20 protein-coding genes are annotated in these 22125 nt (G+C 73.8%); 6 read left to right on the forward strand and 14 right to left on the reverse strand.

Annotated elements, in window-relative coordinates:
- From ABEB09_RS09730 to ABEB09_RS09745, 4 genes are read right to left on the reverse strand one after another with little or no spacing between them, the layout of a single operon-like run.
- The gene (locus ABEB09_RS09730) at positions 1–672 is read right to left on the reverse strand and encodes a GTP-binding protein (protein WP_345689135.1); all 672 of its coding nucleotides are present in this window, start codon (positions 670–672) and stop codon (positions 1–3) included.
- Positions 653–1081, reverse strand: coding sequence for a DUF742 domain-containing protein (locus tag ABEB09_RS09735; RefSeq protein ID WP_345693889.1), 429 nt, complete (start codon positions 1079–1081; stop codon positions 653–655). Before ABEB09_RS09735 ends, ABEB09_RS09730 begins: the two co-directional genes overlap by 20 nt.
- A 5-nt stretch (positions 1082–1086) precedes the next feature.
- Positions 1087–1584 (reverse strand): roadblock/LC7 domain-containing protein, encoded by a 498-nt coding sequence (locus tag ABEB09_RS09740; protein WP_345689137.1) that lies wholly within the window; start codon positions 1582–1584, stop codon positions 1087–1089.
- Entirely contained in the window at positions 1581–4625 is a 3045-nt protein-coding gene (locus tag ABEB09_RS09745; protein WP_345689139.1) for a sensor histidine kinase, read from the reverse strand. The genes ABEB09_RS09740 and ABEB09_RS09745 overlap by 4 nt, the downstream gene beginning before the upstream one ends.
- A 365-nt stretch (positions 4626–4990) precedes the next feature.
- Between ABEB09_RS09745 and ABEB09_RS09750 the strand changes: the two genes are divergently transcribed.
- Positions 4991–5773 carry a hypothetical protein gene (locus ABEB09_RS09750; RefSeq protein WP_345689141.1) on the forward strand — a complete coding sequence of 261 codons (783 nt, stop codon included), beginning with the start codon at positions 4991–4993 and terminating at the stop codon, positions 5771–5773.
- A gap of 18 nt (positions 5774–5791) precedes the next feature.
- On the opposite strand, the gene ABEB09_RS09755 is transcribed toward ABEB09_RS09750, so the two are convergent.
- On the reverse strand, positions 5792–6304 hold the full coding sequence (locus tag ABEB09_RS09755; protein WP_345689143.1) for a MarR family winged helix-turn-helix transcriptional regulator: 513 nt from the start codon (positions 6302–6304) through the stop codon (positions 5792–5794).
- Positions 6305–6490: 186 nt separating this feature from the next.
- Here ABEB09_RS09755 and ABEB09_RS09760 point away from each other — a divergent pair, with 186 nt between their 5' ends.
- Positions 6491–7306, forward strand: a complete 816-nt coding sequence (locus ABEB09_RS09760; protein ID WP_345689145.1) for a lysozyme — start codon at positions 6491–6493, stop codon at positions 7304–7306.
- Positions 7307–7311: 5 nt separating this feature from the next.
- On the opposite strand, the gene ABEB09_RS09765 is transcribed toward ABEB09_RS09760, so the two are convergent.
- The 5 genes from ABEB09_RS09765 to ABEB09_RS09785 all read right to left on the reverse strand — a co-directional run bounded on the left by ABEB09_RS09765 (position 7312) and on the right by ABEB09_RS09785 (position 14050).
- Entirely contained in the window at positions 7312–7677 is a 366-nt protein-coding gene (locus ABEB09_RS09765) for a cupin domain-containing protein (RefSeq protein ID WP_345689147.1), read from the reverse strand.
- 52 nt (positions 7678–7729) lie between these two features.
- Positions 7730–8236 carry an NUDIX hydrolase gene (locus ABEB09_RS09770; RefSeq protein ID WP_345689149.1) on the reverse strand — a complete coding sequence of 169 codons (507 nt, stop codon included), beginning with the start codon at positions 8234–8236 and terminating at the stop codon, positions 7730–7732.
- Between the two features lie 755 nt (positions 8237–8991).
- Positions 8992–10302: a sensor histidine kinase gene (locus ABEB09_RS09775; protein ID WP_345689151.1), complete on the reverse strand. Its 1311-nt coding sequence runs from the start codon at positions 10300–10302 to the stop codon at positions 8992–8994.
- A gap of 13 nt (positions 10303–10315) precedes the next feature.
- A complete protein-coding gene (locus ABEB09_RS09780; protein WP_345689153.1) occupies positions 10316–11038 on the reverse strand; it encodes a response regulator in 723 nt (240 codons plus the stop codon).
- A gap of 120 nt (positions 11039–11158) precedes the next feature.
- Entirely contained in the window at positions 11159–14050 is a 2892-nt protein-coding gene (locus ABEB09_RS09785) for a M4 family metallopeptidase (protein WP_345689155.1), read from the reverse strand.
- Between the two features lie 152 nt (positions 14051–14202).
- Here ABEB09_RS09785 and ABEB09_RS09790 point away from each other — a divergent pair, with 152 nt between their 5' ends.
- Together ABEB09_RS09790 and ABEB09_RS09795 are read left to right on the forward strand one after the other, a co-directional pair.
- On the forward strand, positions 14203–15225 hold the full coding sequence (locus tag ABEB09_RS09790) for a helix-turn-helix domain-containing protein (protein WP_345689157.1): 1023 nt from the start codon (positions 14203–14205) through the stop codon (positions 15223–15225).
- 88 nt (positions 15226–15313) lie between these two features.
- A complete protein-coding gene (locus ABEB09_RS09795) occupies positions 15314–16141 on the forward strand; it encodes a trypsin-like serine peptidase (RefSeq protein WP_345689160.1) in 828 nt (275 codons plus the stop codon).
- 39 nt (positions 16142–16180) lie between these two features.
- Here ABEB09_RS09795 and lon read toward each other — a convergent pair whose 3' ends face one another.
- Positions 16181–18595 carry an endopeptidase La gene (gene lon, locus ABEB09_RS09800; protein WP_345689162.1) on the reverse strand — a complete coding sequence of 805 codons (2415 nt, stop codon included), beginning with the start codon at positions 18593–18595 and terminating at the stop codon, positions 16181–16183.
- A gap of 166 nt (positions 18596–18761) precedes the next feature.
- Between lon and ABEB09_RS09805 the strand changes: the two genes are divergently transcribed.
- Positions 18762–19265, forward strand: a complete 504-nt coding sequence (locus ABEB09_RS09805) for a YfbM family protein (RefSeq protein ID WP_345689164.1) — start codon at positions 18762–18764, stop codon at positions 19263–19265.
- A 50-nt stretch (positions 19266–19315) separates the two neighbouring features.
- On the opposite strand, the gene ABEB09_RS09810 is transcribed toward ABEB09_RS09805, so the two are convergent.
- On the reverse strand, positions 19316–19708 hold the full coding sequence (locus ABEB09_RS09810) for a hypothetical protein (protein ID WP_345689165.1): 393 nt from the start codon (positions 19706–19708) through the stop codon (positions 19316–19318).
- Between the two features lie 313 nt (positions 19709–20021).
- Entirely contained in the window at positions 20022–20567 is a 546-nt protein-coding gene (locus ABEB09_RS09815) for a hypothetical protein (RefSeq protein WP_345689167.1), read from the reverse strand.
- Positions 20568–20741: 174 nt separating this feature from the next.
- On the opposite strand from ABEB09_RS09815, the gene ABEB09_RS09820 reads away from it, so the two are divergent.
- On the forward strand, positions 20742–21374 hold the full coding sequence (locus tag ABEB09_RS09820) for a GNAT family N-acetyltransferase (RefSeq protein ID WP_345689169.1): 633 nt from the start codon (positions 20742–20744) through the stop codon (positions 21372–21374).
- Here ABEB09_RS09820 and ABEB09_RS09825 read toward each other — a convergent pair.
- Positions 21338–22012, reverse strand: coding sequence for a rhomboid-like protein (locus ABEB09_RS09825; protein WP_345689171.1), 675 nt, complete (start codon positions 22010–22012; stop codon positions 21338–21340). The two genes, ABEB09_RS09820 and ABEB09_RS09825, sit on opposite strands and share 37 nt — an antisense overlap.
- Positions 22013–22125: the final 113 nt, after the last annotated feature.

Here is a 22125-nt window from a genome sequence, read left to right on the forward strand (position 1 = left end):
TTACTCGGGGGTGGTCTCGAGGGCCCGCGCGACCAGCGCCAGCAGCGACTCGATCACGGTGATCCGGCTGCGCGCATCCATGATCACCACCGGTACGTCGGGCGGCACGGTGAGCGCTTCGCGCACGTCCTCGGCCTCGAACCGCTCGGTGCCCTCGAAGTGGTTGACCGCCACGACGTACGGCAGGCCGCAGCTCTCGAAGTAGTCCAGCGCGGGGAAGCAGTCGGTGAGCCGGCGCGTGTCGGCCATGACGACGGCGCCGATGGCACCGCGCACCAGGTCGTCCCACATGAACCAGAAGCGCTGCTGGCCGGGCGTGCCGAAGACGTACAGCACCAGGTCGTCGTCGAGCGTGATGCGCCCGAAGTCCATGGCGACCGTGGTGGTGAGCTTCTCCGGCGTCGCGGAGAGGTCGTCGGTGCCCGCGCTCGCCTGCGTCATCAGGGCTTCGGTCTGCAGCGGCGTGATCTCGGAGACGGACGAGACGAAGGTCGTCTTGCCGACGCCGAAACCGCCCGCGACGACCACCTTGGTCGCGATCGGGGCCCGCGTGTGGTCGAGCTGCCAGGCCTGCGCCTCCTCCTCCGGCTGGAGGACGGGGAAGCCGCCGGAGGCAGGAGAGTCGGAGACGACGGAGCCGGAGAAGGCGGAGTCAGAGACGGCGGAGTCCACCCAGCACCCTTTCGAGCAGCGCGCGATCGGGCTGGCCGGTGCCGTGACCGGTCCCGTACACACGGATCTTTCCCTGGTCGGCGAGGTCGCTGAGCAGCACCCGGACGACTCCCAGCGGCATCCTCAGCAGCGCCGAGATCTCGGCGACGGTACGCATCCGCCGGCACACCTCGACGATGGCGCGCATCTCGGGCATGAGGCGGGCGCCGAGGCCGCCGTTCGGCAGTTCCTTGCGGCCGCCGTCGGCCGGTGCCGCGAGCGCGGCGACGAACGTCTCGACGAGCAGCACGTGGCCGAAGCGGGTGCGGCCGCCGGTGAGCGAGTAGGGGCGTACGCGGGCGGGGCGGCGGCCGCCGCCGCGTATCGGGAGCTTCGGGGCGGACGCCGCCCCGGACGCGGAAGCCGACAGTGCGGTCACTGGCCACCCTCCATCGACTTGCGCAGCTCGCTGCGGAGTTCGGGGGTCAGGACATGTCCGGCGCGGCCCACGAAGAGGGCCATGTGGTACGCCACGACGCTCATGTCGCAGTCGGGCGCGGCGTGGACGCCGAGGAGCGAGCCGTCACTGATGGACATGACGAACACGCTGCCCTCCTCCATGGCGACCATGGTCTGCTTGACGCCGCCGCCGTCCATGAGGCGGGCGGCGCCGACGGTGAGGCTGCCGATGCCCGAGACGATCGTGGCGAGGTCGGCGCTGGAGCCGCGCGGGCTCCGGGGCCGCTCGGCCGTGGACGTGGTCGCGGCGCGCTCGGGGTCGGAGGTCAACAGCAGCAGCCCGTCCGACGAGACGACGGCGACCGACCGGACCCCTGGCACCTCCTCCACGAGATTGCCCAGCAGCCAGTGGAGGTTTCGGGCCTCACTGCTCAGTCCGTGGGTTTCGGTGCCGGTGCCGGTCGTCGCACTCAACTGTGTGCCTCCTCGACTGTGTCCCCCGTCGTCCGTGGTGTGTCTTCCGTACGTGCGATCTCGGCCTCGGCGTCACGGCGGCCGTTCCTGGCGCCCTGCTGGAACCCGCCCAGCCGACGGCGCAGTTCGGCCGCGTCGATCCCCCCGGTGCGCTCGGCGGGCGCGGTGCCGGTCTCGACGGCCTGTGGCGTGCGCTTGGGCAGGCCCTTGTCGGTGACCCGCTCCCACTTGGGCTCGGCGGGCCGGTCGTGGGCGTCGGCCCCGTCGCCGCTCTCGGGGGGCAGGGGCAGCCGCACCTGGAGGGTCTCCTCGACCACGGGCGCGCTCTCGGCGACGGTTGCGTCGTCGGTACGGCCGTGAGCGGGGTCGATGTCGGCGGGAGCGTCGTCCGAGGCGGGCTCGGGCACCTCGGGGGCGTCGTCGTCCGGGAGGACGTCGCTCCCAAGGGCTTCGTCCTCAAAGGCTTCGTCCTCAAGGGCGTCCGGCTCGGAGACGTCCGCCTCGGAGACGTCCGCCTCGGAAACGTCCGCCTCAGGCGCGTCCGGTCCGTCGGAGTCCGCGACAAGCGCGTCGGCATCCGCGGCATCCGCCTCGTCGGGACCGGCCTCGGAAGCCTCCGCCTCCTCGGTGTCGCCCTCCAGGGCCTCGTCGGCGTCCACCGTCGCCTCGTCGGCGTCAGCTGCGGCCGCAGCCGTGTCCTCGGGCTCCCTGGCCTCCGCTCCGGAAGCCTCAGGCGCCTCATCCGCCGGCGCGGCGCCGCCGTCGGCGGTGGCCGGGGCCGGCGGGACCTCGCGCGTACGGCCGGGCAGCGTGTTGGAGTTCGCCTCCGCCACCGAGCCCGGAAGGCTCAGGGCGCGGGCGCCGTCCGCGAGGGCGGCCGACGGGGGGCCCGCGGTGGGCGGGGCCTCCGGCAGCAGGGACTGGGGCAGGACCACCACGGCCGCGACACCGCCCTGCTTCTCCTGGCGCAGCTCGACCCGCACGCCGTGGCGTGCCGCCAGCAGCGCGGCGACGCGCAGGCCGAGGCCCTCGCCCTCGTCGTCGATGTCGGCCGCGTCGGGCGCGGCGCCCTCGGCGAGCCGGGCGTTCAGCTCGGCCAGCCGGGCGGGGGTGATGCCGATGCCCTTGTCCTGCGCGGAGAGCATCACCTCGCCGCTCTCCAGCAGCCATCCGGACAGCTGGACCTGGGCGTCCGGCGGCGAGAACGACGTGGCGTTCTCCAGCAGTTCGGCGAGCAGGTGGCTCAGGTCGTCGGCGGCGAAGCCGGCCACGTGGGCGTGCGGCGGCAGCGACTGGATGGTGACCCGCTCGTACCGCTCGATCTCGCTGACCGCGGCGCGCAGCACGTCGACCAGCGGGACGGGCCCCTGGTGGGCGTGGCTGTGCTCGTGCCCGGCGAGGATCAGCAGGTTCTCGCTGTGCCGGCGCATGACGGTGGCCATGTGGTCGAGCTTGAACAGCGTGGCCAGGCGCTCCGGGTCCTGCTCGCGCTCCTCCAGCTTCTCGATGACGGTGAGCTGGCGCTCGACGAGGCCGAGGGTGCGCAGGGACAGGTTGACGAACGTGTGGTGGACGGTGTGCCGCAGCCGCCGCAGCTCGGCCGTGAGCCGGTCGGTCTCCTCGCGCAGCTCGGCGCGGTGGGCCTCCAGCTCGGCGGCCATGGCCTCGCGGGCGCCGTCGAGGTCGGCGCGCTCGCCGTCGAGGGCTCCGGCGCGGCTGCCGAGGGCCCGCAGCTTGTCGTGCAGGGTGTTGAGGGACCGTACGACCTGGGCGAACTCGTCGTTGCGCCCGGTGAACCTGATCGGCTCCTCCGTCTCGGGCGCGGCGGCGACCCGGGCGGCGCCGAGGCGCAGCACGGCGAGGGGCCGGGTGAGCGTGCGGGCGACGGCGGTGGACACGCCGATCGCGATGAGGAGGCAGCCGCCGAGGAGCGCGACGCGCAGCTCCAGCGCGGTGACGTCGTCGTCGCGCAGCTGCTCCATCCGCTCGACCTGGCCGGTGGCGAGCGCCGACTCGACGCCGCGCATCTGCTCGACGCGGGCGGTGAGGGCGGCCTTCAGCTTCTCCGGGTCGGTCCTGCGCTCGTCCTCGCTCAGCTCGGGCCGGTCGGTGAGCCTGCCGAGGAACTCCTCGGCGGCCTTGACCTCGGGGCCGCTGACGGTCGCGGCGAGCGACTCGCGGGTCGACGGGTCGGCGGCGCGGGCGAAGTCGGCGAGGGCGGCCCGTTCCTGGACGCGGGCCTGCTGGGCGGCGGCGCTCAGCTCGTCGCGCGTGCGGGCGGTGGCCTCGCTCGCGGCGTCCTTCTCGGTCACGTAGCGGCCGCTGACGGGGTCGTAGACCGTGCGGGGCTCCTTCTCGCCGGGCAGGGCGAGCGCGGCGAGGAGCAGTCCGCGCGTGGCGGAGGCCTGCTCGACGGCCTGGCCCAGCTCGGCGGTGGCGCGGCCCGAGCCGTCGGCGGCGCGGGCGGGGGTCTTGTCGGCCAGTTCGGCGGCGAGGGCCTGGAGGCGGACGATGACGTCGGTGTACGCCCGGTAGGCCTCCATGGCGGAGCCGGTGCCGGTGAGGGCGGCGCGCCGGATGCCGGGGACGGCGGCGAGGTCGCGGCGCAGGTCCTCGGGCGCCTCGGCGTGGATCTCCTCGATCTGCCGGTCGACGCGGGCGCTGTACGTGCCGGGCACGGAGGGCGGGTTCTTCGCGGCCCCGTCCTGACCGCCCTGGCCGTCCTGCTCGTTCCGGCCGTCCTGGCCGTCCTGGCCGTCCGCCGTGGCCCGGCCGCGACCGGCGGCGATGTACGCGGTGACCTCGTCGCGCTCGTCGGCGAGGGAGTGCGCGAGGGTGACCGCCTGCCGGTTGAGTTCCGCGAGGGTGACCAGGCGCTGCGAGTCGGACAGCTCGGCGGAGCCGGAGAGCAGGGCGGGGGCCCCGGCACCGATGACGGTGATGCCGACGAGCGCGACGCCGGTCACGAGCCGGCTGCGTACCCGTACGCTGCGGCCGCCCGGGACATTGGGATCGCCGGGAGTGTCACTGCGCTTCTGCACCGGTGCTCACATTCTTGAACTCGATCGCCCATGAAGCAGAGGTGACGACCGGTCACACGGGAGCGCCCCCACCCCTGGTACGGCTTCCGACCATTCCAGCCCTTATGGGAGGGGAGCACGCATCGGCCACTCCGCCACCCGAACGAGTGAACAACACTCCTCAGTTGGCGAACAACTCGCGTCCCCGCGCGCGAGGGGTCTGACGGGGCCTCCGGGTTGGACCTTCCGCGCGGGCTTTGGCAGGATGCGCGCCCGCACCTGCCCGGGTCGTGCCGGGCGCCGTCGGCGTGCCCATCTGACCTGCTGGTACAGGCCAGGCGCCGAGTGTTGTGCCTCGGGTGAAGAAGTCATGCAGACTGAGATGCATGCATGCAGAAACCGCTTCCCTGCCGGGGAGCCCGGAACGGCCCAACGAGGACTGGGCTGCCTCGGCCCTTGCGGTATCCGGCCAGGGCGGCGCGGTCGTGACGCTGGACGGCGTGACCCCTCCTCCGTACGAGGTGGGTTGTGTGCACCCGGTGCCCTGGTTCACCGCCCGCCTGGGCGGGGCGCTGACCGAACTGTCCGCTTCGCGGGCAGATCTGACGCTGGCCGAGATCCTGGCGGAGGCAATCCGGCGCACCGCGGACGCCCATCGCGACAGCTGTGACCTTTCTCACGTCCGGACGCCTCAGGCGACGGTGGTTCTGGCGCGTTGGGACGCGGAGTCGGTCGAGTATCTGGTGCTGTCCGACTCGGTGCTGCTGCTGGAGTCCCCGGCGGGTGCGGTGCGGGCGGTGGTGGACGACCGGCTGGACCGGGTGCCGGAGGACGTCCTGCGTTCCTTCGCGGCGACGGACCGGCTCCGCAACGCGGAGGGCGGCTTCTTCACGGCCGCCGCGGACCCGGGCGTGGCGGCGCGGGCGGTGACGGGAACGGTGCCGCGCGCGGAGGTCCGGGCGGTGGCGGCGCTCACGGACGGGGCGTCGCGCTGGGTGGACCTTTTCGGGGAGGGCGACTGGGCGGACTGCTTCGGCGTGCTGCGCAAGGAGGGCCCGCGGGGGCTCCTCGCCCGGGTGCGCGACCTGGAGGAGCGACACGCGGAGGCCGGCGGCGTACGGCGCTGGAAGCGGCACGACGACGCGACGACGGTGTACGCGGAGCTGTGAGGCGCCGAAGCCACGGGGCTACGGAGCGCCCTGCGGGCCGGGGCGTTCGGCCCGGCTGTTGAGCTGGTGGAGCAGCCGGGCGAGTTCGGCGACCTCGGCGCGGTCCCAGTCGGCGAGCTTGCGCACGTAACGGGCGCGGCGGGCGTCGCGTACGCGCCGGAAGCGGGCGCGGCCCTCCTCGGTCAGCCGGACGAGCGAGGCGCGGCCGTCGGCCGGGTCGGGGACGCGGGTGACCAGCCCCAGCTCCTCCAGGGCGCGCAGCTGGCGGCTCATGGTCGCCTTGCCGACGCCGAAGTAGCCGGCCAGGTCGGTCGCCCGCCGGCCGCCGGTCTCCTCCAGCTCGTCGAGGCGGACGAGAAGTCCGTACGCGGCGGGTTCCAGCTCGGGGTGGACCTCGCGGGCCATCTCGCCGGACGAGGCGCGGGCGCGGCGCAGGAAGACGGCCAGTTCGCGTTCGAGCGCGAGGAACTCCTGGTCCGCCCCGGTCCCGCCGGTGGCTGCCGGTTCACTCCCCGTACCACTTCCGTGCACGTCAGCACTCCTCGCGCGCTTTTCCGGCGGTGAAAATTTCCCGCGGCCGCGGACCGTCACCGCAGCTGGGCCAGTATTTCGCAGGCGTAGACCAACGGCGGTGCCCGGCCCCTCTTTCCACCCCGCGTTCTACGTGCGTAGCGTGGCGGAACCTGACATGTCCACACCATGTCTTCGGAGGCACGCATGCCCGTGCACAGATCCGGAACGAACCGCCCCGCCGTGGCCGCGGCCCTGCTCGCCGTCCTGGCCCTCCTCCTGACCCTCCCCGGCGCGGCGTCCGCCGCGGACAAGCCCGCCCGCGGCAGCGCCCGCATGGGCATGGGCGTCGCGGCGCACGACGGCGTCCACGGCGTCCCCGCCGACCCGTACGCCACCCAGACCGAAGGCGTCGACGTCTCCAGCCACCAGGGCAACGTGAACTGGTCCGCGCTCTGGACGAGCGGCGTGAAGTGGGCCTACGTGAAGGCCACCGAGGGGACGTACTACAAGAACCCCTACTTCGCGCAGCAGTACAACGGCTCCTACAACATCGGCATGATCCGCGGCGCGTACCACTTCGCGACGCCCGACACGTCCACCGGCGCCGCGCAGGCCGACTACTTCGTCAACAACGGCGGCGGCTGGTCGCGCGACGGCAAGACCCTGCCGGGCGCCCTGGACATCGAGTGGAACCCGTACGGCTCGGCCTGCTACGGCAAGACGCAGGCGGGCATGGTGAGCTGGATCCGCGACTTCCTGGCCCGCTACAAGTACCGGACCGGGCGGGACGCGGTCATCTACACGGCGACGAGCTGGTGGAAGCAGTGCACCGGCAACTACGGCGGCTTCGCCTCGGCGAACCCGCTGTGGATCGCCCGCTACAGCACCACGGTCGGCGAACTCCCCGCCGGCTGGACGTACTACACGATGTGGCAGTACACGTCCTCCGGCCCGATCGTCGGCGACCACAACAGGTTCAACGGCGCCTACGACCGCCTCCAGGCCCTCGCCTACGGCTGACGCGCTCAGGCGGGCCGGGCGTATTCGCCGAATCCCGTCCAGTCGAGGGTCACACAGGGTTCGTCACCGACGACCCAGGCGTCGTGCCCCGGCTCGATGGAGATGAAGTCGCCCGGCCCCGCCTCGCCGCTCTCGCCGTCGTCCATGACGACCTTTATCCGCCCGCTGACGACGTACCCCGTGTGCGCCGCCTGGCAGCTGTCCGTGCCGGCGATCGGCTTCACGTGCTGGGACCAGCGCCAGCCCGGTTCGAAGACCGCGCGGCCCACGGGCCCCTGGTCGGTGTGCAGCAGATCCAGCCTGCCCTTGCCGCCCTCGAAGGGACGGGTCTCGTCGGCGGTGTCGAAGTTCCTGGCGATGATCCCTGGCATGGTCGCCCGCCTTCCGCGGAGGAGATCACGGGCCCCCGAGTCCGCTTCCAGGCTACGTCGCCGACCACCCGACCGGCATGTCGGCGGGCGTCCTCCCGAAGTCCACCGGCTCGGCCGGCGGGCCGTCCCTGCGTACGGCCTCCAGCAGCTCGGGCAGCCGCGGGGGCCACAGCGGCTCGGTGGCGGCGGCCAGGTCGGCCGGTGACCACCAGCGCCAGCGCAGGATCGCGTCCTCCGCGTGCGCGGCGGTGAGGTCGCCGAGGGGGTCGCGGCGGGGGCCCTCGGCGACGTAGATGTGCTCGTGCTGGCGCACGGGGACGCCGGCGCGGGTGAAGTCGTGCTCCCACAGGCACAGGAGCGGGCCCACCTCGACGTCGGTCCAGCCCGTCTCCTCCCGCACCTCCCGCAGGGCGCCCTCGAGGGGCGTCTCGCCCGGGTCGAGTCCCCCGCCGGGGAGGGCCCAGTGGACGCCGACCTCCTCGTTGTCGTAACGGAACATGAAGACGGCACCGTCGGGGGCGAGGACGGCGACACGGGCGGCTTTCCTGGGCGTACGCACGCCCAAGTCTCCCACCGTCCGGGGGCGATACCCCCGGCACCCCACCCCCACCGGGGGTCAGCCGCCCACGCACGGGCAGGCCCATCCACCCCACCCCTCACCGGGGGTGAGACGCCCGACGGCGGGACGGGGGTGGACCGGGGGTCGCGCGCGCAGGATTGGCGGTGCTGGGACGCCTCGCTCTCACGGGCCCGAGCGAGCCAATCTGAGCACGTGCCCCCCGGGCCGCCACCGGACCCACCCACCGTCGTGGCGCGCAGGGGCGGCACCCTCAGGCCGGGGGGGCCGGTCCTGCTGTGCCCACCCGTTCCGCCCCTGGCGGAACGCATGCCCACAGCAGGAACGGCGCGACAGCGCCACAGCGGGAACCACAGCGCAAGCCACAACGAAACGGCAGCACCGGCCCACAGCGAGGAACGGCGGCACCAACCCGCAACGGCGGGACGGCGGTACCGGCGTGAGGCCGCAACGGCGGGACGGCGAAGCAGCGGCGGAAGTTGCTGCGCGGGCGTAAGGGGAGGGGGTCGGGGAGCGGTCGGGGGTGGGGAACGGTCCCACACCGCTGCCCCGGTGTACGGACCGACCCCGGCCGGTCGCCCGCTCCACGGTGTGTCACCGTGGAAGTTCCCCCTCGGGGCCCCGCGTGGGTGGTCAGCACCACGCCGGAGCCCGGCTGGGACCATCGTCCCGCCCCGGCGCCAGGACCGGTACCGCCGGTCGGCCCCCTCCGGTCGGCGGGTCGTCGTCGGCAGCCGCTACAGGGGCAGGACCGCGCGCACCATGAAGCCGCCCTCCGGGCAAGGGCCCGCGGAAAGGCGCCCGCCCAGGAGTTCGGCGCGTTCCCGCAGGCCCGCCAGGCCGTGGCCGCCACCGGACGGGAGGGAGTCGGAACACGCCTCGGCCGACGGCCCGTTGCGGACCTCCACGGTCAGGGAGCCCTCACCGGGCGCCACCGCCACCGCCACGCGCGAACCGGGGGCGTGCCTGCGCACGTTGTTCAGCGCCTCCTGCACGATACGGAACACCGCCGCCTCCACCGCCGGCCCCCACGCCTCGTCCCGCCGCTCGGGCAGCTCGACGGTGACGTCCAGGAGGCTGTCGGCGGTCAGTTCGCGCAGCCGGTCGAGACCGGTACGGCCCGCCGCGGCGGCCGCGTCGACGTCGGAGCCGCGCAGCACGCCGACCATGTCGCGCAGCTCCTCCAGCGCCTGGACGCTGTGGCGTCGGATGCTCTCGGCGGTCTCCCGCTTCCACTCGTCGGTCTCGCCGGCCCGCAGCGCGCCCGACTGGACGGCGATGATGCCCACGTGGTGCGAGACGGTGTCGTGCATCTCGCGGGCGAGGCGGGCCCGCTCGCGGGCGACGGCACGTTCCGACTCCAGGCGCCGCTCCCGCTCCTGGGTGGCGGTCAGGTCGGCGAGGCGGGCGCGCAGCTCGGCGCGGGTGGAGGCGAGCAGGCCGAGCGCGGTGGGCCCGACGCTGAGCAGCCCGGCGGCCTCGATGGAGGTGAACAGCTCCTGGCGGCTCATGTCGGCGAACTCCGTCAGGGGCCAGGGGCACAGCGCCGAGGCGAACAGCAGGACGCAGCCGACCGCGATCCTGGCGCGCGACTGCCGCGCCGACACGTGGAACATCGCGATCATCGGCGGCAGCCACAGGTGCCCGGTGAGGATCGAGGGGAGGGTGGCGCAGAGGGTCAGCATGGGGAAGCGCCGCCGCAGCGGCAGGGCGAGCAGGGCCACGGCGCAGACGGCGAAGGGCAGGGTGCTGAACGCGTCGGCGACGGTGAGCAGTTCGGTGACGGCGACCACGACGACGGCCCGCTCGGCGGTGGGACGACAGCGAAGCAGCAGCCGGCGGTACGGGCTGCGGATCGCCCCGCGGCACCAGTCACGGAACCGGCCACGCAGCCGGTCAGCGGCCGCCTCGCCACCACGGCCACCGTGCCGGTCGCCACAGGCGTCCCCGCACCGGTGGCCGCCCCGGTCCAGGTCCCCGTCCAGGTCCCCGTCCCGGTCGGCGTCCAGATCGCTGTCCCGCTCCCCGACCCGCTCGCGGTGCCTCATCGCCGAGGCCACCTCACTCCGGGGCCGGAGCCGGGGCCGGAGCCGGGGCCGGGGCCGGCGTCGGGGGGGCCACGAGCCGCATTTGGTGGGCGCGGACCGCGGCCTGTACGCGGTTGGTGACGCCCAGTTTGCCGAGCAGGGCGCTCACATGGTCCTTGACCGTGGTGGTGCCGATGAACAGCCGACGGGCTATCTCCGTGTTGGACAGCCCCTCCGCGAGGAGGGACAGCACCTCGCGCTCCCGGGCGGTGAGGTCGTCGACCGGGGGCCGGTCCGGCGGGGGCGCCGGATCGAGCCCGGCCCTCTCCGCGCGTAGAAACCCGTCGACGACGGTCCGGGTCACTTTGGGCGCGATGACGCTGCCGCCCGCGGCGAGTTCCTGGATGACGTACTCCAGCTGCTCCGGCGACGTGTCCTTCAGCAGGAAGCCCGCGGCTCCGCCGCGCAGCGCGGCCGCCAGGTGCTCGTCCGCGTCGAAGGTGGTGAGCATGGCGACGACGGGCGGCTCCGGCAGGGTCCGCAGGTCGGCGAGGACGCTCAGCCCGTCGCGGTCCGGCATCCGCACGTCCAGGAGGACGACGTCCGGCCGGTGCCGGCGGGCCTCACCCAGCGCCTGCGAGCCCGTACACACAGCCACGACCCGTGCTCCGCCGAACCCGTCGACGATCCGCCGGAGTCCTTCCCGGATCAGGACCTCGTCGTCGACGATCATCACGTGCACTGCTGAACGGTTCATACGGACGGACCCCACTCAGGCGTTCTGGAGCGCCCTCAGCATAGGCGCTGCGAAGGCCCCCGGCGCACGGACGCCGGGGGCCTTCGCGTCCGGTGCGGTACGCCCCGGAAAGGACCGGAATCAGCCGCAGTTGCCCGCGGGGCGGGTGCGGGTGACGAGGTTGGTCCGGCCGGTGGTGCCGTCGAGCCAGACGACCTGGGTGCCGGTGCCGGAGACGGCCGCCGGGGAGATCTGCTCGCCGCGGTTGCAGGAGAGGCGCTGCTTGCGGGCGCCGTCCGGGGAGAGCTGCCAGATCTTCGGCAGGTTGTCGTTGGTGAGGGCGAGGTCGGTCGAGGCGGCCTCGACGGTGACGGCGCCGTCGGAGACCGTCAGGTCGGTGGTGACGAGCGCGCCCGGCTTGTACTCGCTGCTGACGGCGTACGCGCCGGTGCCGTCGAGGCCGGCGCGCATGATGGTCATCTGGCCCTCGTCGGCGTCGTTCTGGTCGGCGAGCCAGAAGACGTGGGTGCCGGTGAGGCCGGTACGGCCGAGGTTCTGCACGGCGCCCGGCTGCTCGGTGAGGGTCGTGGCGCCGGTCTTCAGGTCGCGGAGCTCGACGCCGAGGACGTACTCCTCGCCCTCCGGGTAGAGCTTGGCGTAGGCGAGCCTGCCGTGGGCGATCGAGGGCAGGCCGGTGACGACGTCGTCGCGGCCGGCGTCCACGTACGTGGGTGTGCGGTCGCCGGGCCGCAGGAAGCCGACGTGCCGCCCGTTGACCCAGTCGAACTCGTCGAAGACGGTGACGCCGCCCTCGAAGGCGAGCCGGAAGATGTCGCCCTGGGTGGTGTACAGCTTCTTCACGGGACCGCCCGCGAGGGGGCGGGACAGGACGTCGACGCCGCCCGGGCCGTACGCGGTCCAGACGACCGTCCGGCCGTCGGTGGCCGGGTTGAGGTGGTAGCGGCCGTCGTTGGGGCTCATCAGCTTGCGGGTGCCCTTGCCGTCGGCGCGGCCGGCGTACACGGAGTACGGCTCCGAGCCGTCGTCGTTGGAGGCGGACGTGGCCCACCAGCCGCCGCCGGCCTGGACGCCGGTGCCCCAGATGTTGAGGGAGCCCATCAGGGTGTCGGTGTCGACGCCGAGGGCGGTCTCCCAGCCGGGGACGATGCCGTGGGCGTTGAAGGCGCGCTTGGCGGTGGTGAGCTGTCCCGCCGTGACCCCGAGGTCCTTGGCCGCGGCGAGGACGGCGGCGCGGCCCTCGGTGAAGCCGTCGAGGGGTGTCAGGTACTCGGCGAGCGCCTTGTAGACGATCCGGTCGGCCAGTTCGGGGCCGAGGTCCTCGCGCAGGTCCCACAGGGCGCCGGAGAAGATCGTCGAGTTGAGGTGGACGCCGCCGTTGTCGGTGCCGTAGGTGACGCCGAGGAAGTTCTTCGACGTGGTGGCGCCGTCGTTGAGGTCGCGGAAGGCGCAGGCGCGGCCCTTGGCGGAGCGGCACAGGTCCTCGCCGATGAGGCCGGCGTCGGGGTCGTCCATGGACCCGCCGGACCGGTCGACGTCGATGGCGTTGCCGAAGTAGTCGGCGACGGCCTCGTTGAGGGCGCCGGACTGGCCCGCGTAGACGAGGTTCGCGGTGTTCTCGACGACGCCGTGCGTCATCTCGTGGCCGACGACGTCGAGGTCCGCGGAGAGCGGCTTGTACGTGTCGTCGCCGGAGCCGTACACCATCTTGGCGCCGTCCCAGAAGGCGTTGACGTACGGGTCGCCCAGCTCGGTCACGCCGACGAGGGAGTTGACGGGGGAGCCCCGCCCGTCGAGGCCGCTGCGGCCGTGCCGGGTGCGGTAGTAGTCGAAGACCTCGCCCGCGGCCCAGTGGGCGTCGACGGCGCCGGAGTCGGTGGCGTCCTTGCCGAACTCGGGCGTGGCGGAGGAGAACTCCTTGAGGTCGTCGGGCCAGGTGCCGGCGACGTCGTCGACGTCCTTGCCGCGCGCGTCCCAGGTGGTGAGGGTGTTCTTGGTGGTGTCGGCGAGGCGGGCGTGGTCGGCGAGGACGTACGGGCCGTCGGCTGCGGGCCGGTGGATGTTCAGGGGCACCTTGGTGCCGTCGAGACGGGTGCCGCTGCCGGTGGTGCCGGGGTGGGCGGGGTCGGCGGTGGCGGCCCGCGCGCCCGCGGCGTTCTTCGCGGTGTCCTTCGCGGCGTCCTTCGCGGCGGCTTCCTTCGCTGCCGCGATGGTCTTGATGCCGCTGTACTGGAGGAGGGGGTAGCCGGCCCGGGCGTCGACGTACACGTGCTGGAGCACGGGTGCGCCGGTCGCGGGGTTCGTGCCGCGCACGGTCACGTGGTAGGCGAGGACGCCCTCCCCGCGCGGGATCACGACGAGGCCGCGGGCGGTGCCGTCGAGGGGCTGCGCGGAGCGGCCGCCCTTGGCGCGGGCGGCGCCCTCGGCCTTGCCGAGCCGGTGGCCGCCGAGCCGGGCGAGGGTCGCGGAGACCGCGCGGCGCACGGCGGTGTCCTCGGTGACGGCGGGCGTGGTGCCGGCCGTCAGGCCGGTGAAGTACTTGCCGGAGGTGCCGGTGACGGCACGCTTGCCGGCCTTGGTCTCCATCCGGACGACGTACTGTCCGCCGAGGACGGGCACGCCCCGGTGCTTCTGCTGGAGCCGTACGGTCTCGTCGGCGCCCCGTCTGAGGGTCTGCACAGGGGCGAGATCACGCCGTGGTTCGGCGATCTTGTAGCGGCTCTCCTTGGCGGCGAGATGGCCGCGGGCGGCGTCCGCCGGGGCGGCCTTGGCGTCCACCGGTTCGTGGATGCCCTCGACGAGTGCCGGGGTGTCCGTCTCGGGCCGCGGGACGATGCCGGCGGTGGGTGCGACGGGTGCCGCGGGCGCGGCCGTCTCGGTGGCCAGCGGGGTCGCCGCCTGGGCCGGTAACGCGGTGATCAGCAGTCCGGCGGCGGCGAGGAGCGCCGCTCCCCCGGTTCCGGCCGCCCCCGTCCGTATGCCGGATCCCGCTGAGGTCTTCCTGGACTTGCGCACAGTGCCTACCCCTCCTACGTGCTTGGTCAGAGCCGTTCGGGTGGTCACCGCCATGCAAGCGGGGGCGCGCCAAGTGGGCAATGAGCCAACTGTGGTGAGAAGTGGGCATGCACACTTGTGTGTTCCGTGAGGACCCGGTGAGAATCCGACGCATGATCAAGGGGGAATTGCCCCCACTTGGCCCGGGGGTGGCCGAGGGCGGGGCCTATGAGCCATTACGACGGGAACGGGCCGATACGGCCGAGGAGTTGGCGCGGCTGCTGGGGCTGTCGCCGGAGCGGCTGACCACCGCTCTGGACCAGCTCGCCGGGCCGCCGGCGGGGGCGGGGCCGGTGGCCGCGATCCGTACGCTGATCCGCCGGCGGCAGGCGGAGCTGGAGCGGCTGTGGCTGACGGTTGATCAGCTGGCGGCGGTCGAGACGGTGACCGGGCGGCGGGCGATCGGCGAACGGACGGGCCGGCTGCTGGCCGGCGCCGAGCGGGAGGTGCTGATCCTGGACCGCTCGCCGTGCGCGGGGCGGGACGTGGAGGCCCTGCTGGCGCGGGGCGTCGAGGTACGGGCGGTGCTGGACCGGTCGGGCCTGACGCCCGCGTCCCGGACGCGGGCGCTGACCGCGCTGGCGGGGCGGGGGCTGCGGGTGCGGGTCGCGGCGTCGGGGGTGCCGACGCGGCTGGTCGCGGTGGACCGCCGCGTCACGCTGCTCCCGCCTCCGGACGCGACGGCCCCGGACGCCCACGCCCTGCTGACGACGGACCCCCGCCTCCGGGATGCCCTGGTCCCGCTGTTCGAGTCCCTGTGGTCCACGGCGACGCCCTTGGAGTCCCCGCCCGCCGCGGGACGCGTCGCGGCCCGCCCGCGGTACGGGGAGCCGCGCCCTCCCCGGCGCGCCGGCGACCCGGACGGCGGCCGCACCCCGGCGCCGTACGCACCGGGCAGCGGCGCGCCCGCGTCCGGCGGGGTGGAGGGAGCGGGGCCTCGGGGTGAGGAGGAGCGGCGGCAGCGGGAGTTGCTGGCGCTGCTCGCGGCGGGGCTGAAGGACGAGGCCATCGCGCGCCGGCTGGGCGTGCACGTCCACACCGCGCGGCGCCGGATCAGCCGGCTGCTGGACGCCCTGGACGCCAGGACCCGCTTCCAGGCGGGCGCGCGGGCCTCGCAGCGGGGCTGGCTGGACTGACGCGCCGGCGATGCCCGGCGGCGTACGGCACGAGGACCCGCGGGCACCGCGGGAGTGGGCAGCGCGTGGATCGGCAAGGATGGGGCGTATGCACCGGAGTCGAACGCAGCGGAAGAGGCCGGCGGCGTGGGCCGCCGTCGCCGTCGTCGTCCTGGCCACCGCCACGGCCTGTGCGTCGCCGTCCCACTCGGCGACCCACGGCAGGGGTCACCGCGAGCCGGTCGCCGAGCAGGCACCGCCCGGCCCGCAGCGCTCGGCCGTGCCGTTCGGCGGCCTGCCGGCGGTGGGCGTCCTGCTCGACGGGGACGAGCACTGGTGCACCGCCAGCGTCGTGGACAGCCCCAAGGGGAACGTCGTGGCGACGGCCGCGCACTGCGTGTTCGAGTACGGCTCGGCCGCCACGGACTTCACGTTCGCGCCGGCCTTCCGCGGCCCGGGCGGCCAGAAGCCGTACGGGGCGTGGAAGGTGCGGGCGGTGCAGGTGGACGAGGCGTGGAAGGCGGACGCGGACGACGCCCACGACTTCGCGTTCCTGACGCTGGAGCCGGACTCCCGGGGCCGGCAGGTGCAGGACGTCGTGGGCGGGCTGCGGGCCCAGTGGGACTCGGGGCCCGAGCGGCGGGTGACGGTCGTGGGCTACCCGAACCGGGACAACAACCCGGAGGACCGGGCCGTCGTCTGCACCACGGACACGGCCCGCGACGAGGGGGTGAAGGGCTCGATGCGCATGGAGTGCGGGGGCTTCTTCGACGGGACGAGCGGCAGTCCGTGGCTGGCGGACTACCGCGACGCGAAGCGCCCGGGGCGGATGATCGCCGTGCTGAGCGGCGGGGAGACGGACACGGAGTCGACGGCGGTGCTGTTCGGGCGGGACGCGCGGGCGCTGTACGAGCGGGCGGTGGCGGCCGGCTCCTGACCGACCACCACCGCCCGCGCGGGGCGACCGCCGCGCGCGTCAGGCGGCGGCGGGCACCCCCGCGTCCGCCGGGGCGTTCGCCGGGGACAGCGCGAGCTCCAGGACCTGACGCACATCGGTCACGGTGTGGACCTCCAGCGTCTCCAGGACCTCCGCCGGGACGTCGTCCAGGTCGGGCTCGTTCCGCTTGGGGATCACGACCGTGGTGATGCCGGCCCGGTGCGCGGCCAGCAGCTTCTGCTTGACGCCACCGATGGGCAGGACGCGCCCGGTCAGCGAGACCTCACCGGTCATGGCCACGTCGGTCCGTACGAGCCGCCCGCTGAGGAGGGAGGCGAGGGCGGTCGTCATGGTGATGCCGGCGCTGGGCCCGTCCTTGGGCACGGCGCCCGCCGGGAAGTGGATGTGCACGCCCCGGTCCTTCAGGCCGGTGACGGGCAGTTCCAGCTCGGCGCCGTGCGAGCGCAGGAAGCTGAGCGCGATCTGCGCGGACTCCTTCATCACGTCGCCGAGCTGCCCGGTGAGGGTGAGCCCCGCCGCGCCGGTCTCGGCATCGGCCAGCGACGCCTCGACGAACAGGACGTCGCCGCCCGCGCCGGTGACGGCGAGGCCGGTCGCCACGCCGGGCACCGAGGTGCGGCGCTCGGCCGGGTCCTGGGCGGACTCGGGCACGTGGTGCGGCCGGCCGATGAGCCCGCGCAGGTCGTCGGCCGTGACGGTGAACGGCAGCTCGCGCTCGCCGAGTTCCACCTGGGCCGCGAGCTTGCGCAGCAGCCGGGCGACGGACCGCTCCAGGTTCCGTACGCCGGCCTCGCGGGTGTACTCGCCGGCCAGCCTGCGCAGGGCCGCGTCCTCGATGACGACCTCGGCCCTGTCGAGGCCGGCGCGCTCCAGCTGCCGGGGCAGCAGGTGGTCGCGGGCGATGACGACCTTCTCGTCCTCGGTGTAGCCGTCGAGGCGGACGAGTTCCATCCGGTCGAGCAGGGCCTCGGGGATGGCCTCCAGGACATTGGCGGTGGCGAGGAAGACGACGTCGCTCAGGTCGAGTTCGACTTCCAGGTAGTGGTCCCGGAAGGTGTGGTTCTGCGCGGGGTCGAGGACCTCCAGGAGGGCCGCCGCCGGGTCGCCCCGGAAGTCGGAGCCGACCTTGTCGATCTCGTCGAGGAGGACGACCGGGTTCATGGACCCGGCTTCCTTGATGGCGCGGACGATACGGCCGGGCAGGGCGCCGACGTACGTGCGGCGGTGGCCGCGGATCTCGGCCTCGTCGCGTACGCCGCCGAGGGCGACGCGCACGAACTTGCGTCCCATGGCGTGGGCGACGGACTCGCCCAGGGAGGTCTTGCCCACGCCGGGCGGGCCGACGAGGGCGAGCACGGCGCCGCCGCGCCGCCCGCCGACGACGCCGAGGCCGCGGTCGGCGCGGCGCTTGCGGACGGCCAGGTACTCCGTGATGCGTTCCTTCACGTCGTCCAGGCCCGCGTGTTCGGCGTCGAGGACGGCCTTGGCGCCCTGGATGTCGTACGCGTCCTCGGTGCGCTCGTTCCAGGGCAGCTCCAGGACGGTGTCGAGCCAGGTGCGGATCCAGGAGCCCTCGGGAGACTGGTCGCTGGCGCGCTCCAGCTTGTCGACCTCCTTGAGGGCGGCTTCGCGGACCTTCTCGGGCAGGTCGGCGGCTTCGACGCGGGCGCGGTAGTCGTCGGACTCCTCGCCGTCGGCCTCGCCGTTCAGCTCGCGCAGCTCCTTGCGGACGGCCTCCAGCTGACGGCGCAGCAGGAATTCCCGCTGCTGCTTGTCGACGCCCTCCTGGACGTCCTTGGCGATGGACTCGGCGACGTCCTGTTCGGCGAGGTGGTGGCGCAGGTGCTCGGCGGCGAGCTTGAGGCGGGCGACGGGGTCGACCGTCTCCAGGAGGGCGACCTTCTGCTCCAGGGTGAGGAAGGGCGAGTAGCCGGCGTTGTCGGCCAGCGCGGAGACACCGTCGATCTGCTGGATGCGGTCCACGACCTGCCAGGCGCCGCGCTTCTTCAGCCAGGTGGTGGCGAGGGCCTTGTACTCGGTGACGAGTTCGGTGACGGCGCCGGGCAGCGGATCGGGCACGGACTCCTCGACGAGGGTGCCCTCGACCCAGAGGGCCGCGCCCGGCCCGGTGGTGCCGGCCCCGATGCGTACCCGGCGCACACCGCGGATCAGGGCGCCGGGGTCGCCGTCGGAGAGCCGTCCGACCTGCTCGACGGTGCCGAGGACGCCGATCCCCGCGTACGTCCCGTCGATGCGCGGCACCAGCAGCACGCGCGGCTTGCCGGTCCCGCCGCGCGCCGCGGCCTGCGCGGCCTCCACGGCGGCGCGGACGTCGGTGTCGGACAGGTCCAGGGGCACCACCATCCCCGGCAGCACGACCTCGTCGTCGAGCGGCAGCACGGGCAGGGTGAGCGATGCGGACGTCGAAGCCATGATCTCCCCTTCGGCAGCGAACTTGAGCTGTACCGACTCAATGCACATGAGCCCGGGGATGTTCCCCGGACAGCCCGTGTTCGCTTCCAGCGATCGCCCCCGCTCACGGCGATCCCCGGCGCACCTCGCCGCGGCGATGTCAGTGCCGCCCCCCAGCCTCCGGACCATGAGCATGATCGGTGAATACGTCCGCCTGACCCGTGCCGAACTCGATCGCGCGCTCCGCGATCCCGAGTGGGCGGCGGAGTTCGTCGACGCGCTGGTCGAGGGGGAGCTGGACGAGGAGCCGGAGCCGGGCGAGGCGCGGTGCCATGCCACCGACAAGGCATGGCACGCCCTCGACTTCCTGCTCCGCCGCCTTGCCTTCCCCGTCGACGTCGTGCACGGCGAGGAGGAGATCCCCGGGTCGGAGGACTGGGGCTACGGACCGCCCCGCTACCTCACCCCCGAGCGGGTCCGCGCCGCCGCCGAGGCGCTGGCGGCCACGCCGCCCGGCAAGCTGACCGACGGCGTGGCCCCGGCAGACCTCGCCGAAGCCGACATCTACCCGAACGCCGTCTGGCAGCGGGGCGAATCTCTGGACTACGTGACCGGCCACTACGAGGCGCTGGTCCCGTTCTTCCACGCAGCCGCCCGCGACGGCGACGCCATGCTCGTCCGGCTCGACTGACCGCGGCCGCACCCCGGCCCGCCGGGGCCGGGGTGCGGAGGGTGGACGTGTTACCAGGCCGGGGTGCCGCAGTGGCCGCCCTGGAGGCAGGCGCGGAAGTTCAGGCCCTTGAGCTTGCTGTAGTCGCCCTTGAAGCTCTCGCCCTTGGCGGCCGTGCGGATGGTCGTCCAGCCCTGGCCCTGCCACTTGGCCTGGAGCAGGACGTACTTCTTGTCGATCTTGTGGTCGTGGAACGTGCCCCAGAAGCTGCCGTAGTACGTCCGGCCGTCCGCGCTGCGCTTCCAGTCCCAGGTGATCCGGATCTCGCCGGCGCGGTTGCTCGTCCACAGGGTGCGGCTCGCCTTGCCGGAGGACGCGGCGGCCGTGACGGTCCCGGCCGCGTCCCGCGGTGCGGGCGCCGCGTGGGCGGCGGGGGCCGCGCCCAGGGTCAGGGCGGCGCCCATGGCGAGGCGGCGAGCGCGGCCCGGTTCGTACGGGCCTTGGCGTGCGCCTCCGTACGGACCTTCGTGCGGGCCTTCACGAGGTTCACGGGAACTCCTCTCCGGCCACGGGCCGGGACTCCCCCGTCGGAATCCTTCCGCGACCCGTGGTCCGTGCGGGCTCCACTCTTCCGGGGGCGGCCGCGTCACCGCCACGCCCCGCGGTGCGGCCGGGACGACGTGGGACGGTCACCGTCCGGCCTGCGGGAACGCGGCGCGGGGCGGGACGCCGTGAGACGCGGCCGCCCCGGAGAGGGGCCCGCTGCGGAGAGTCCGGTCAGCTGAAGGCGCGGTACTCGCAGCCGACGTTGGCGGGCACGGTGTCGCCCGGGTTGGCCGAGACGTAGTCGAAGCCGGTGCCGCAGGTGGTGACCACGTCGCCGCCCGCGCCGTCGCGGAGGTTGATCTGGTCGTTGCCGCCGGCGGTGGCGACGGTGTCCTCGCCGCTCCCCGCGTCGACCGTGGTGTTCACGGCCACCTGGACGCTCAGGTCGTCGTCCTCGTCGCGCAGTTGCACGGTGAGCCGGGAGACACCGGACACCTGGCCGCAGTGCACGGTCTCGTCGTCGACCTGGGTGCAGCCCGGCCCTGCGTCGGCTCCGGCCTCGTCATGGATCACCAGCAGGCCCGTCACCGAGGTGACGGTGACGTCGTTCTCCTCGCCTTCGGCGGCCTGGTACACGACATAGCTGCCGTAGCGGACCGCCGTGCCGCCCTGGGCGGCGGCCGGGGTCGCGAGGACCAGGGGGAGGGCGAGACCGAGGGCGGCGGCGGGGACGGCCACGCGGAGCAGGCGGGATCTCGCGGAGCGGGGGATCTTCATGAGGGTTGTCTCCTTGCTGGGTACGGGAAGGGCGGCCGAACCGGCACCCCAACCGCCACAGAAACAGAGAGTCACGCACCTCGCACGATTTGTTAGCCCTCCTCCGGGACACCGCCCGTGGCCCCCGCGGAAAAGGGGTGGCGCCCATCCTCGTGGCGATTATGTAATAGCCCCATGCTGAGTTCAGTCATTACAGAAGCCTGGGTCCACGGCTGGGCCGTGTCCCGCTCCACCCCCTCCCCCGTCGTCGAGCCCTGGGGTTACCGCATCGACGTCGGCCTCCCCGGTCACGTGTTCCGCCACGTCCTCCCGGAGCCCGACGAGGCCTCCGTACGCAAGCTGTGCGAGAACGTCACCGAGTCCGGCGCGTGGCTGAAAGTGCTCGCCGAGCCGGACGACGTCGCGCGCTGGATCACCCCCGGCTGGACCGTCCCCGACGACCCCGGCTTCATGATGTTCACCGACCTGCGCGCCACCCCCGCCCCCGGACTGCCCCCGGGCTACACGGCGGAGACCTCCCACGGCGACGGCGTCCTCCGCGTCCGGATCCTCGCCGCCGACGGATCGCTCGCCGCCCGCGGCCAGATCGCCCCCACCGGCCGCACCGCCGTCGTCGACCAGATCGAGACGTACGAGGGCCACCGGCGCCGCGGCCTGGGCACCGCCGTCATGCGCCGTCTGGAGACCGCCGGCGCCGAGGCCGGGGCCGTCACCGGCGTCCTCTCCGGCACCACCGAGGGCCGCGCCCTGTACGCCTCGCTCGGCTGGCACTACCAGGGGCCGCTCACCGGCGTCGTACGCGACTGACGCCGCGCCGCCCGGCGGACCAGGGGCCAGCCGCACACCCCGATGAGCAGCGCCAGCGGATGGCCCCAATCGGCCACCGGGTCCTCCAGCTTCAGCAGGTCGTGCAGCAGCATCACGGCCACCCACGCCAGCACCAGAACGCGCAGGAGGGGCGTCAGGAGCCCGGCCAGCGCGCCCACGCACGCCAGCAGTCCGAAACTGATCCCGTAGTCGAGGCGGTGGAGCGACGAGCCCGGCAGGTGCCCGGCCACCACCGACACCGCCACCGGAACCTCGGTGGCCAGCGTGGCCACGACATGCCCCACGAGGAACACCGCCGCCGCCCGCCACGCCCCTATCCGGCGCTCCAGCGCCGTCAGGACGAAGACGAAGCCCACGACGTACGGGGAGGCGAGCCCGCCGGCCACCCACAGCGCGCTGGCGACCAGCACCAGCAGCGGATCGCGCGAGAGATGCGCCACGTCCGTGCTCGACGCGTGCAACAGGACGCCGACCACGCCCCGGTCGCCGAACTCGGCGAACAGCGAGGTGGCCACGAGCACGCACAGGTACGTGAAGGTGAACGGCGTCGGGCCCGGCGCGGGAAGCAGCAGCGCGGTGCGCCTCCACCACGGCGCCCGGCCGCGCCCCGGCGCCAAACCCGGCCCACCGTCGGGGCATTGCGGTCCGGCGAGCAGTCGCGGAGGGTCGTCCGGACCCGCTTCCGGACGCGATTCCGGTTCCAGGCACGGTTCCGGACACGGTTTCAGAG

This window comes from Streptomyces coeruleoprunus (assembly GCF_039542925.1).
In the GTDB taxonomy this organism is placed as follows: Bacteria; Actinomycetota; Actinomycetes; order Streptomycetales; family Streptomycetaceae; genus Streptomyces; species Streptomyces coeruleoprunus.

Coding starts and splice junctions, on each gene's coding strand:
- ABEB09_RS09750 (WP_345689141.1), top strand. CDS start 4,991: ATGCATGCAGAAACCGCTTCCCTGCCGGGGAGCCCGGAACGGCCCAAC.
- ABEB09_RS09760 (WP_345689145.1), top strand. CDS start 6,491: ATGCCCGTGCACAGATCCGGAACGAACCGCCCCGCCGTGGCCGCGGCC.
- ABEB09_RS09765 (WP_345689147.1), bottom strand. CDS start 7,677: ATGCCAGGGATCATCGCCAGGAACTTCGACACCGCCGACGAGACCCGT.
- ABEB09_RS09775 (WP_345689151.1), bottom strand. CDS start 10,302: ATGAGGCACCGCGAGCGGGTCGGGGAGCGGGACAGCGATCTGGACGCC.
- ABEB09_RS09780 (WP_345689153.1), bottom strand. CDS start 11,038: ATGAACCGTTCAGCAGTGCACGTGATGATCGTCGACGACGAGGTCCTG.
- ABEB09_RS09790 (WP_345689157.1), top strand. CDS start 14,203: ATGATCAAGGGGGAATTGCCCCCACTTGGCCCGGGGGTGGCCGAGGGC.
- ABEB09_RS09795 (WP_345689160.1), top strand. CDS start 15,314: ATGCACCGGAGTCGAACGCAGCGGAAGAGGCCGGCGGCGTGGGCCGCC.
- lon (WP_345689162.1), bottom strand. CDS start 18,595: ATGGCTTCGACGTCCGCATCGCTCACCCTGCCCGTGCTGCCGCTCGAC.
- ABEB09_RS09805 (WP_345689164.1), top strand. CDS start 18,762: ATGAGCATGATCGGTGAATACGTCCGCCTGACCCGTGCCGAACTCGAT.
- ABEB09_RS09810 (WP_345689165.1), bottom strand. CDS start 19,708: ATGGGCGCCGCCCTGACCCTGGGCGCGGCCCCCGCCGCCCACGCGGCG.
- ABEB09_RS09815 (WP_345689167.1), bottom strand. CDS start 20,567: ATGAAGATCCCCCGCTCCGCGAGATCCCGCCTGCTCCGCGTGGCCGTC.
- ABEB09_RS09820 (WP_345689169.1), top strand. CDS start 20,742: ATGCTGAGTTCAGTCATTACAGAAGCCTGGGTCCACGGCTGGGCCGTG.